Raw genomic sequence first — 11,471 nt, forward strand, 5'->3', positions numbered from 1 at the left:
AGATATGGCGAACGGGCTCGATGATGTGGTGGCGGCGGAGACCGTGCTCTCCGATGTCGATGGCCTTGGCGGCCGCCTGACGATCCGCGGTCGTTCGCTGCCGGAATTGGCGGGACGCTGGCGCTATGCGCAAGTGGTTCGCCTGTTGCTCGACGGCTTCTTCGACGGCCTTCCCGGCGATGCCGAACTGGCAGCGAGGCTGGGCAAGGCTCGCGTCGAGGTGTTCGAGCGGCTTGCGCCCTCGCTGCCGCTGCTCGAACCGCTTGAGATCTATGGCGCCATGCGCGCCGGCATGGCGCTGCTGCCGGATGGCGAGGCACTGACGGACGCCTTGCGGCTGATCGCGGCGCCCGCTGTGCTGACGCCGGCTCTGCTGCGGCTGGCGCGCGGCGAGCAGCCGACCGCACCTGACGCGAAGGCCGATCATGCCGCCGACATGCTGAGGATGCTCGAGGGATCCGTCCCGTCGCCGGCGCTGGCAAGGGCACTCGACACCTATCTGGTGACCGTCTGCGATCACGGCCTCAACGCCTCGACCTTCGCCACCCGCGTCGTCGCATCGACGCTGGCCGGTCTGACATCGTCGGTGCTGGCCGGGCTCGGCGCGCTCAAGGGCCCCCTGCACGGCGGCGCGCCCGGCCCGGTGATCGAGATGCTCGATGCAATCGAGGCGCATGGCGACGCGGCCAGCTGGCTTCGTGGCGAGATCCAAGATGGCGAGCGCATCATGGGCTTCGGCCACCGTATCTACCGCGTGCGCGATCCGCGCGCCGATGTGCTGAAAGCCGTTGTGCGGCAGCTCTGCAGCGAAGGCGAAGCCGGCCGCCGGCTGGCCTTCGCCGAACAGGTCGAGCAGACGGCGCTCGAAGTGCTGCGGATCGCCAAGCCGCAGCGCTCGCTGCAGACCAATGTCGAGTTCTACACAGCGCTTGTGCTTGAGGCGGCTGGCTTTCCGCCACAGGCGTTCAGCAATGTCTTTGCCGCCGGACGTGTCGCCGGCTGGATCGCGCATGCGCGCGAACAGCAGACGACCGGGCGGCTGATCCGGCCACAGTCGCGCTATGTCGGGCCGGTGCCGGACCTCGTGGCCTGAGGTTCCAAGTTCAGATTGTTGCGAAGAGGACCCCACCCTAGCTTGCCGGGGCGAGCCACGGGTCTCGCCCGTCCTTCGGACCCCCACAAGGGGGAGGGCAGCTGGCGCGCGCCGCCGAAACGTCGGTGGTTTACTGAGATCAGCGTCTACCAAGTCTCCCTCCCCCTTGTGGGGAGGGATCAAGGGTGGAGGTATTCGTAGGGCGAAGACCTCGGCGTGGAGGACCACTCCCCATGACCAAAATTTCATGTGATCACGCGACCGTGTTCGTGTTCTTGCCTTGGTCATCCCTTATATGCTGCACTGCAATATAAGTCCGCTGCCGTCGAACCCGCCCGATTTCCGGGCGGAATGAGGCAGCAGCGACCAAACCGAACAGGAACGCCATGACCAAAAACGGCAAGGCGGAGGAAACGAAGAAGATCAACATCGCGCTGCAGGGCGGCGGCTCGCACGGGGCTTTCTCCTGGGGTGTACTCGACCGGCTGCTGGAGGATGGCAGGCTCGACATTTCAGCCGTGTCCGGCACCAGCGCCGGCGCGATGAATGCGGTGGCGCTGGCCGATGGTTTTGTGCGCGGCGGCGTCGAGGGTGCACGGCAAAAGCTCGACGACTTCTGGCGCGCGGTGGCGGCCAAGGGCCGCTTCAGCCCGGTGCAGCGCATGCCGTGGGACGTCGCCTGGGGCAACTGGTCGATCGAGAACACGCCCGGCTATTTCTTCTTCGACACCATGTCCCGAGTGTTTTCGCCCTATGTCGCCAATCCGCTGGGCTTGAACCCGCTGCGCGACGTGGTCGAGCAGGAGATCGATTTCAAAAATGTTCACGCCTGCAAGTCGATGGAGCTGTTCATTTCGGCGACCAATGTCGAGACCGGCCAGCTGCGCGTCTTTTCCGATGGCGAGATCGACCTCGACACGGTGATGGCCTCGGCCTGCCTGCCACAATTGTTCCGCGCCGTCGAGATCAAGGGCGTGCCCTATTGGGATGGCGGCTATGGCGGCAATCCGGCGCTGTTCCCGTTCTTCAAGACGGCGGCGACCGAGGATGTGCTTTTGGTGCAGATCAATCCGGTGGTGCGCGAAGGCACGCCGAGAAGCGCCAACGAAATCCAGAACCGCATCGACGAGATCACCTTCAATGCCGGGCTGCTGAACGAATTCCGCTCGATCGCCTTCGTCAAGGAGCTGATCGCCGCCGGCCGGCTGCCGCGTGGCGAATACCGCGACATCCGCATGCACCGCATCGATGCCGACGAGGCGTTCAAGGATCTGTCGGCGTCGTCCAAGGTCAACGCCGAATGGGCTTTTTTGACCTATTTGCGCGACCTTGGCCGCATAGCGGCGAGCGACTGGCTGGAGGAGAATTACTACGCCGTCGGCAAGCGGCCGACGCTCGATCTTTCCGGCGAACTCGATGACGGCTTCAAACCGGTGCGCGGGCCGGCACCGGGACGGCGGGTGAAGGAATTCCTCGCCGCCCGCAAGAAGCCGGAGGCGGAACGCCGGCGGGCCTGAGTCCGCCCGGATCGATCAAGACGATCAGCGAAGTGTTCGGCAAATCGGAGTAGCGCCGATGACTTTCCGTCCCGGAACAACCGTTGCGTGTGACGGTATACAAAATCATACTGACGCCTGCTGCCATTCACTGAGTGGCTACGCAGGTCGCGCCCACATTTGAGCGTCAAAAACTAGTGCAGGCACAGGAGAATGTCAGTGCTCAAAACGCCTTGAAAACAAAGCGCCTCCAACACCCGTATGGTTCCGAGACTGTGGTTCTGTCGCCTGGCGGGGCGCTGACAAAACCGTTTCCCATTGGCCACACTACATCGCCTGGCACAATGTTCCTGCAACTTTTCGACTGTATTGTGATGCAACTTTGATGTAGAAGCGCGGCTTCGCCGTTCACGGCAAATTGAACACGGCCTGGCGCGCACCCATATCGGCGACGCGCCCGAGTTGGAAGACACGGTAGCTGTTAGACGACGGACACCCTGTTGGATAACGACTTGGCCGAACCCCGCAGTGGAAAAACAATGATGCCGAAGATCAGGTTTCACAAGCTTGCCGCTATTGTCGTGCTCATCGGCTTCGCCGGCTGGATGGGAACAGGCGCGTTCTCGTCCGTCGGCAGCGCCGCTGTCGAAGGTGCTGGCAAGGCAGGCGATCAGGCCAAGCCGGGCGATCAGGCCAAGGCACCGGATGCAACCAAGACCGCCGAGGCCGAACCGAAGGCGCCGCTGCGCACCGTCGCGGTGGTGACGCCGCCGCGCAAGACCTATGCCCGCGCCATCCGCATTTCCGGGCTGACCGAGGCCGACAAGCGCGCCGTGCTGGCGACGCGTGTCGCCGGCGTCATCGAAAAGCTGCCGGTCAAGCAGGGCGATCACGTCAAGACCGGCGATCTGGTGCTGATGCTTGCGGCGGAAGAAAAGATCTCGATGGTCGACAATGCCAAGCAGCTCGTCGTGCAGCGCCAGGCTGAACTCGACGCATCGCTGCGGCTGATGAAGACCGGCAATCTGCCCAAGCTGCAGCTCGACACGGCGCGTTCGAACCTGACCGCTGCGCAGTCGCAGCTGGAAACGGCGCAGGCCGAACTCGACCGCAATCTAGTCAAGGCGCCCTTCGACGGCGTCATCGACCGGGTGCCGGTGGAGCTCGGCAGTTCCATCATGCAGGGCGGCGAGGTGGCAACCATCCTCAAGCTCGATCCGGTGATTGCGCGCGGCGAAGTCAGCGAACGCGACCTCGGCTATCTCAAGCTCGGCGACAAGGCTGCTGTGCGGCTGGTCAGCGGCCAGACCGTCGAAGGCACGGTGCGCTACATCAGCCGCGACGCCTCGTCGGCGACCCGCACCTTCCGCGTCGAGATTGCCGTGCCCAATGCCGATGGCTCCGTGCCGGCGGGCATGACGGCCGAGATTTCGCTCAGCGCGCAGCCGACCGACGCCGTCATGCTGCCGCGCTCCGTGGTGACGCTGGGCGACAAGGGCGACCTTGGCATCCGTGCCGTCGACAAGGACAACAAGGTGGTGTTCTTCCCGATCGACCTCGTTGACGACTCGCCGAAGGGCCTGGTGCTTGGCGGCATTCCAGCCGATGCCCGCGTCATCGTCGCCGGCCAGGAACTCGTCAAGGAAGGCGACGTCGTCAAGCCGGTCGAGGCCGACCAGGCGACCATCCAGAAGCTGTTGGGCGAAGCGACAACGCAGTAGCGCCGGAGCGGCCCCGGCCGGGGACAGCCGGGGCGGGGACAACCGGCCGCAATGCGGCTCCTGAAATCTTGAGAACAGGCCATGGATATCGTCAAACTCGCGATCAACAATGCCCGGCTGACCATTGCGGTGCTGGTCTTCCTGCTGCTGGCGGGCTGGGTCGCCTATCAGTCGACGCCGAAGGAAGCGGAACCCGACGTTCCGATTCCGATGATGTATGTCAGCCTGATCTATCAGGGCATTTCGCCTGAGGATTCCGAGCGCCTTCTGCTGCGGCCGATGGAAAGCAAGCTGAAGAGCCTCAAGGGCCTCAAGGAAATGCGCTCGGCCGCCTTCCAGGGCGGCGGCTATGTGCTGGTCGAGTTCCAGCCGCAGACCAACCTGGCGACAGCACTTCAGGACACGCGCTCCAAGGTGCAGGACGGCAAGGCCGACCTGCCGCAGGCGGCCGAAGAACCCGTCGTCACCGAGGTCAACATCTCCGAATTCCCGGTGCTGGTGGTGACGCTGTCGGGCGAATTGCCCGAGCGCGTGCTGACGGCTGCCGCGCGCGAATTGCGCGACCGCATCGAAGAAGTGCCTGGCGTTCTCGAAGGCTCGCTGCAGGGCGCGCGCGACGATCTCGTCGAGGTCGTCATCGACCCGATGAAGCTGTCCTCCTACGGCCTGCAGCTCGACCAGTTGATCGGCGCGGTCGGCGCTTCCAACAGCCTGGTCGCCGCCGGCAATATCGAGGGTTCGGAAGGCAAATACGCGGTCAAGGTGCCGTCGCTGATCGAGACACCCGAGGATGTCGCGTCCTTGCCGGTGGTCGCCGGCCCCAATGCCGTCGTGCAGGCGAAGGACATCGCCACGGTGCGTTCGACCTTCGCCGATGCCGAGACCATCACTCGCCTCAACGGCAAGCCGGCCATCGCCATCGAAGTCAAGAAGCGCATCGGCGCCAACCTGATCGACACGCTGGCCAAGGTGCGGGAAGTGTCCGACGCCTACGTCAAGACGATGCCGGAAGGCATGAACATCACCTACACGCAGGACAAGTCTGTCTTCGTCAACCAGCTGCTGGGCGACCTGCAGAACCACGTGATGATCGCCGTCATCCTGGTGTTCATCGTCATCCTCTATGCGCTGTCGGGCCGCGCCTCGCTGCTGATCGGGCTTGCCATTCCGTCATCGTTCCTGATCGGCATCCTGCTGCTTGCGATGATGGGCTACACGATCAACATGATCGTGCTGTTCAGCCTTATCCTGGCGGTCGGCATGCTGGTCGACGACGCCATCATCGTCACCGAATTTGCCGAACGGCGCATGGGCGAAGGCATGCCGAAGGCGGAAGCCTTCACGCTGGCCGCCAAGCGCATGGCCGGTCCGGTCATCGCCGCGACCATGACCCGCATCGCGGCGTTTTCGCCGCTGCTGTTCTGGCCCGGCATCATCGGCGACTTCATGAAATACATGCCGATCACGCTGATCGTCACGCTGTCGGCCTCGATGCTTTATGCGCTGGTGTTCGCGCCGACGCTGGGCGCGCTTTTCGCCAAGGCGCCGGAGCATCACGAGGAACACAATCGCGACGGCTGGTACATGGCGCTGGTCAAACAGGCGGTGCGCTTCCCCATCACCGTGCTGGTGCTCACCGCCGTGCTGCTCACCGGCGTCGGCTTCGCCTATTCGAAATATGGCGCCGGCGTCGAGTTCTTCCCCAGCGTCGAGCCCGATTACGGCCTGCTCTATGTGCATGCCCGCGGCAATCTCTCGCTGGCCGAAATGGACACGGCGACCAGGATCGCCGAAAACCGGCTGCTTGGCTGGCCTGGCGTCAAATCGGTCTATACCCGCGTCGGCAAGACGCAGGGCGGCGGACAGGACGTGCCGGAGGACGTCGTCGGCGTCATCCAGTATGAGTTCATCGACTGGCGCGAGCGCAAATCGGCGAACAATATCCTGGATGAGCTGCGCACCGTCATGGCCGGCATTCCCGGCGTCGATGTCGAAGTGCGCGTGCCGGAGGCCGGTCCTCCCACGGGCAAGGCGGTGCAGCTGCGGCTTTCGGCCATCGACCCCAAAGGGCTCGACGACCAGGCCCGCGCGGTTGCGGCGCGCATTGCCAAGGTGCCCGGTGTCATCGACGTTTCCGACGGCCTGCCGCCGCCCGGCGTCGACTGGGCGCTCGAGGTCGACCGCGCCAAGGCGGCGCAATACGGTATCAGCCCGACCGCCGTCGGCACGGTGGTGCAACTGGTGACCAACGGGTTGAAGCTGTCCGAGTACAGGCCTGCCGGCGCCGACGATGCCGTCGACATCAGGCTGCGGCTGCCTGAAGACCGCCGCACGCTGTCGACGCTCGACGAGCTCCGGGTGCAGACTGCGCAAGGCTCGGTGCCGATCTCCAACTTCGTCGTGCGCAAGCCGGAGCCGACCGTCGGCATCCTCAACCGCATCGATGGCGCCCGCACAGTGGTCGTCCAGGCCAACGTCGCCGCCGGTAACCAGGTTGCGGCGGTGCAGGCGGAGGTGACCAAGGCGGTCACCGACATGAAGCTCGACAACGGCATACGCTGGAAGCTGGCGGGGTCGAACGAGGACAGCGCCGAAGCCAGCGCCTTCCTCGGCAAGGCCTTCGGCGCGGCGATCTTCCTGATCTTCCTGGTGCTCTTGATGCAGTTCAACAAGTTCACCAGCGTGCTTCTGGTGCTGTCCTGCGTGGTCATGGCGACGATCGGTGTGTTCCTGGGGCTGCTGCTGACCGGCGAAGCCTTCGGCATTGTCATGTCGGGCATCGGCGTCATCGCGCTGGCCGGCGTGGTGGTGAACAACAACATCGTCTTGATCGACACCTATGACCGGCTGCGCGAAGAGGGCTGGGACAAGATGGAGGCGGTGCTGCAGACCTGCCGCGAACGTGCCCGCCCGGTCGTGCTGACGGCGGTCTCGGCCATCCTTGGCGTGCTGCCGATCGCCTTTGGCCTCGGCCTTGAAATCTTCCATCACGAGACGACGATCAACGCGCCGTCGACGCAATGGTGGATTTCGCTGTCGTCGGCCATCGTCTTCGGCCTGTCCTTCGCCACGCTGCTGACGCTGGTGGTGACGCCGTCCATGCTGATGATCTTCACGCGCAGCAAGAACAGCCGCTTCTACGCGTTCTTCCGCCGGCTGTTCGGGCGCGAAAAGAAAAGGGATGCGTCCACAGGGCCGAAGCCGGGTCCGCTCGATGAGCCGGCAATCGCCTTCCCGAAAGCCGCGGAATAGCTGCATTCGAGCAGTCGGACAAAAGGCCGTCCGGAACAACCGGGCGGCCTTTTGCATTGTCCCTCCGTATCCGACCAGCAAGGCGAGGGACTCTTAATGACCGTCAGCACCATCCTCATCATCGTTCTAGTCCTGATCCTGATCGGCGCCGTACCGGCCTGGCCACACTCGCGCTCCTGGGGTTATGGGCCATCGGGCATCGTCGGCATTGTGCTGGTGGTGCTGCTGATCCTGGTGCTGATGGGCAGGGTTTGATCGGGGCAAGAGACCTCAGCGATCAGCGTTTCCTCGCCCGATGAAGTGCTGGCAATAGGCATACGGCGCGCCCGCCCCCACTCCGGCCGCTGGGCGGCCACCCTCCCCCATGTCCATGAGGGAGAGGAAATGCCAAGCTTTTCAAGGCCACGACCTCGGCGGTTAGCATTTCCTCTCCCCCACGAATGTGGGGGTAGAGGTGGCTCGGCGAAGCCGAGACGGAGTGGGGGAACGCCTATGCGATTGGCCTGAAATCGAGATGACGAGCACACGCTGTGCCCCCCTTGGCCACCCCGCCCCCTTGCGTATACGCTGCCCGCACCATAATCGCCGAGGGAGCCATCAAGGTGAACACCGCCAACCCGCCAAGGCCGCTCGCCGAGATCGCCAGCTATCACGCCCACATCTACTATGACGGCCAAGCCGAGCGGCAACACGCCGAATGGCTGCGCCTGCGCATCGGCGAACGTTTTCGCGTGCGCCTGGGCAACTGGCGCGACGAGCCGGTCGGCCCGCACGAGCAGGCCATGTACCAGGTCTCCTTCGCCACCGAGATCTTCGCCACGCTGGTCCCATGGCTGATGCTGAACCACGGCGGCCTGAGCATTCTCATCCACCCCAACACCACCAACCCCAAACGCGACCATCTCGTCGATCCGATCTGGATCGGCCGGCCGCTGGGGGTGCATGGGGAGGTGCTCGGCGAGGAAGATGAGGCGGAAGAGGCGCTGGAGGTGAATACGGAGCCGACGTTGGGGGCGTAGGGAGGCGTTCTGCAAAGTAGAGACTTGGCCTTGGAGACGCGTTCACCAGTAGCCTAGCTCAGGCATGCATGACAGGCCGCTTTGCGCCTCAAGCCGTATCCTATGCCTTCATCATTACTTCGTCGAAGGTGCCGAACCAGCGCGGGGCCGTTGGAGCGATGGACCGTCAATTGATGGCAAGGGAGAGTTCTCCTTGGTCGCCGGTACGCCGAGGCGGGGTCGCCGAATAGGCAAAGATTGCAATAGAGGAGGCAGCCGGCACTCGTTCCCGCAGGGTCGGGCGCACCCGTTCGTACGGAACAACTGGCGCTCCGCACGAGGGACAGGGCAACTCACTGGTGACTGGGTGCGTGCCTGACGAAGCTCTTCGTTTCGGCTGAGATAAATGTTCTCACTTACGGAACATCGCAGGTTCGTCGAAGTTGGAAAGCTACGGAGGACGTGCACATGAACAGTGTAATCTATCTTATCGGCCTTATCGTCGTCGTGCTCGCGGTCCTCTCCTTCCTCGGTTTTCACTAGGTGGCCTCATGCAGCATGAGAAGGATCAGGGCGGACAGCCCACCGATTTCGACAAGGCGAAAAGCGACGTCTCCGAAAGACTTCGCCAGGAAAATGAGCGTGCCAGCGAGTTGCTTCACGACGCGCGGGACGAGGTGACCCGTAAGGCTGGCGACTATGCATCTGAAGCCACGCAGGTCATCTCCGACAAGGCGGAGGAGGCGCAGCGCGACATCGGATCGAGCTTGGCGGCGTTGGGTGGTGCACTGCGAGCGGCCAGCGATCATCTTGCCAGCAACGATGAAAGGAACGCATCGAAATTCGCTTTGGATGCTGCCAGTGGCCTTGAGCGGCTTTCATCGTCCTTGAAACAGAAGCCCTTTAGCCAAGTCCTTGATGACGTGCAGTCCTTCGGCCGGCAAAATCCCGGTGTCCTGCTTGCGGGATCGGTGTTGGCCGGATTGGCTCTCGGGCGGTTCATCAAGGCTTCTCCGCCGGCAAGGCCCGATTCTGAGGCCGCTCCGGGAGGCCTCAAATCACACACCGATCAGCCACAGGGTTGGTCCGCTGATCGTCCACAAGATTTTGGCGTGGTCGGCGATGATGGGGCCACGCAGATCGCGGAGCAGGACAGATGAACAACCAGGACAATCCCAGCCTTGCCGGGCTAGTCACCGATTTGGCCCAGAATGTCACCACTCTGGTGCAAACCGAGGCGAGGCTGTTTCGGGCCGAGCTCTCTGAAAAGCTTACCAAAGCCGGAGCAGGTGCCGCGGAAGTGCTGGGCGGCGCGATTTGCCTGCTCGCCGCGCTCTTGGTGTTGCTGCAGGCGCTCATTATCGCACTGACGCGAGCAGGGCTTGGCGCGGGATGGTCTTCCCTGCTGGTCGGTGTGGTCGTGGCGGTCCTCGGCGTCATCCTGCTGCGGACGGGGACGGCCAGCATGGCGCCTTCGGAACTTACCCCCGACCGGACCCAGGGACAGCTCAAGCGCGACGCGAGCGCGATTAAGGAGCAGGTGAGATGAACGAGAAATCCGCAGCCGAACTTGAACGCGAGGCCGAGGCGGCTCGCGCTCGGGTGATGGAGACCGCCGAATCCATTCGAGGCAAGATGACGCCGGGACAATTGCTGGATGAGTTCACCGGGTTGTTCTCGGGAGGGGAGAGCGCGGCCATGCTCAGTAATCTCAGAACGCAGGTCCGAGACAATCCTTTGCCGGTCACCATGGTGGGCGCAGGTCTGGCCTGGCTGATGTTCGGCAGCGGTACCTCAAACGCCGCCCAACGTTCGGCTGGCTATCCATTGTCTTCAGCGCCGGGACGACATGATGCAGCAGGGGAGCGCGGCGGCTTGGGCGGCACGCTCTCCGACGCCGCGGAATCGCTCTCCTCGAGCGCTACCAGCGTCGGCGACACCATATCGAGCGCCGCAAGAGCCGCTGCGGCGGGCCTGACGGGAAGCGCTGCCAATGCAAGCTCGACGACTGGGGACATGGCGGCGAAAGCCAGCCGCTCCGCGCAAGATCTATTGGAGGATCAACCCTTGGCCGTAGCGGCCGTCGGTCTCGCCATCGGCGCCGCTATAGGTGCTATGCTGCCCCATACCGCAACGGAGGACGAGCAACTAGGCGCCTATGGCGACAAGCTTCGCGATTCCGCCGAAACTTTGCTCAATAGGGGCCTCGATGAGGCCAAGCAGGTCGCCGCCGACGCCTATGAGACCATCAAGCAGGAAGCTGGCCGGCAAGATATGGAAGCAGACACGATAGCCGATCAGCTCGGCGAGATCGTGAAGTCCACAGCAGACAAGACCGAGCATGCCGTGCGCGAACGTATTTCCGATACGTCTCAGCGCCAAACCTAGCTTGATGATCCTGGATCAACGATAGCCGGCCTCTCCAGAAAGGGGCCGGTGTTGTCCGTCAAACGGTGACCCGCTCGAGTCACTTCAAAGCGGTGTGCGGACTGATGTCCCTTGCCGATAGTAATCCAGCGGATCAGGTTCTCTGGATTATTGGCCAACCCGCCGCCGATAAGACGCGGTCAGCAAAACTGGTATCTAGGCGAGGACCGACCTGCACTTGAAGGTCGCAGACCGAGGATGCCGGTCCGCTCTGGGACGTAGGGCGACACCCCACTTCACCCCCCAGCCAGCCGCGGCAGCAGAAAAATCTCCGCCCCCGGCGGCAGTTCCTTCGACCACGTATCGCGATAGATCGTCCCGTCGATGGCCACCGCGATGCCCTTCTCGATCCAGGGCTCGATGCCGGGATACTGTTCAGCCAGTTTCCTGAACAGCTCCCTTATGTCCTTGGCCTCGACCTCGACCTTGCTCTGGCCGCCGGCGAGCTGGCCCAGCGCGCCCCAGAGCGTCACTTCGACCATTA

Annotated in this window: 10 protein-coding genes; 9 read left to right on the plus strand and 1 reads right to left on the minus strand. The window is 63.6% G+C overall.

The features are described from left to right. Positions 1-4 precede the first annotated feature (4 nt). The 9 genes from NKI32_RS12695 (at position 5) to NKI32_RS12735 (ending at position 10,948) form a co-directional block, all read left to right on the plus strand. Positions 5-1,093 (plus strand): citrate synthase/methylcitrate synthase, encoded by a 1,089-nt coding sequence (locus NKI32_RS12695; protein WP_353002760.1) that lies wholly within the window; start codon positions 5-7, stop codon positions 1,091-1,093. A gap of 386 nt (positions 1,094-1,479) precedes the next feature. Next, positions 1,480-2,610, plus strand: a complete 1,131-nt coding sequence (locus tag NKI32_RS12700; protein WP_353002761.1) for a patatin-like phospholipase family protein — start codon at positions 1,480-1,482, stop codon at positions 2,608-2,610. 521 nt (positions 2,611-3,131) lie between these two features. Next, positions 3,132-4,310, plus strand: a complete 1,179-nt coding sequence (locus tag NKI32_RS12705) for an efflux RND transporter periplasmic adaptor subunit (protein WP_031204473.1) — start codon at positions 3,132-3,134, stop codon at positions 4,308-4,310. Between the two features lie 81 nt (positions 4,311-4,391). Continuing rightward, positions 4,392-7,562, plus strand: a complete 3,171-nt coding sequence (locus NKI32_RS12710; RefSeq protein WP_353002762.1) for an efflux RND transporter permease subunit — start codon at positions 4,392-4,394, stop codon at positions 7,560-7,562. A gap of 96 nt (positions 7,563-7,658) precedes the next feature. After that, complete coding sequence (locus tag NKI32_RS12715; protein ID WP_023734747.1) at positions 7,659-7,817, plus strand: DUF3309 family protein; 159 nt, start codon at positions 7,659-7,661, stop codon at positions 7,815-7,817. 347 nt (positions 7,818-8,164) lie between these two features. Further along, positions 8,165-8,581, plus strand: coding sequence for a DOPA 4,5-dioxygenase family protein (locus NKI32_RS12720; RefSeq protein WP_023690511.1), 417 nt, complete (start codon positions 8,165-8,167; stop codon positions 8,579-8,581). A gap of 530 nt (positions 8,582-9,111) precedes the next feature. Beyond that, positions 9,112-9,720: a hypothetical protein gene (locus NKI32_RS12725; RefSeq protein WP_023693627.1), complete on the plus strand. Its 609-nt coding sequence runs from the start codon at positions 9,112-9,114 to the stop codon at positions 9,718-9,720. Further along, positions 9,717-10,109 (plus strand): phage holin family protein, encoded by a 393-nt coding sequence (locus NKI32_RS12730; protein ID WP_023693628.1) that lies wholly within the window; start codon positions 9,717-9,719, stop codon positions 10,107-10,109. Before NKI32_RS12725 ends, NKI32_RS12730 begins: the two co-directional genes overlap by 4 nt. Further along, on the plus strand, positions 10,106-10,948 hold the full coding sequence (locus tag NKI32_RS12735; protein WP_353002763.1) for a hypothetical protein: 843 nt from the start codon (positions 10,106-10,108) through the stop codon (positions 10,946-10,948). The genes NKI32_RS12730 and NKI32_RS12735 overlap by 4 nt, the downstream gene beginning before the upstream one ends. Before the next feature lie 275 nt (positions 10,949-11,223). Here the strand turns inward: NKI32_RS12735 and NKI32_RS12740 are convergent, their stop codons facing one another. Beyond that, entirely contained in the window at positions 11,224-11,469 is a 246-nt protein-coding gene (locus NKI32_RS12740; protein ID WP_023684042.1) for a MoaD/ThiS family protein, read from the minus strand. Between the last annotated feature and the right edge of the window lie 2 nt (positions 11,470-11,471).

Source organism: Mesorhizobium sp. M0761, assembly GCF_040320205.1.
In the GTDB taxonomy this organism is placed as follows: domain Bacteria; phylum Pseudomonadota; class Alphaproteobacteria; order Rhizobiales; family Rhizobiaceae; genus Mesorhizobium.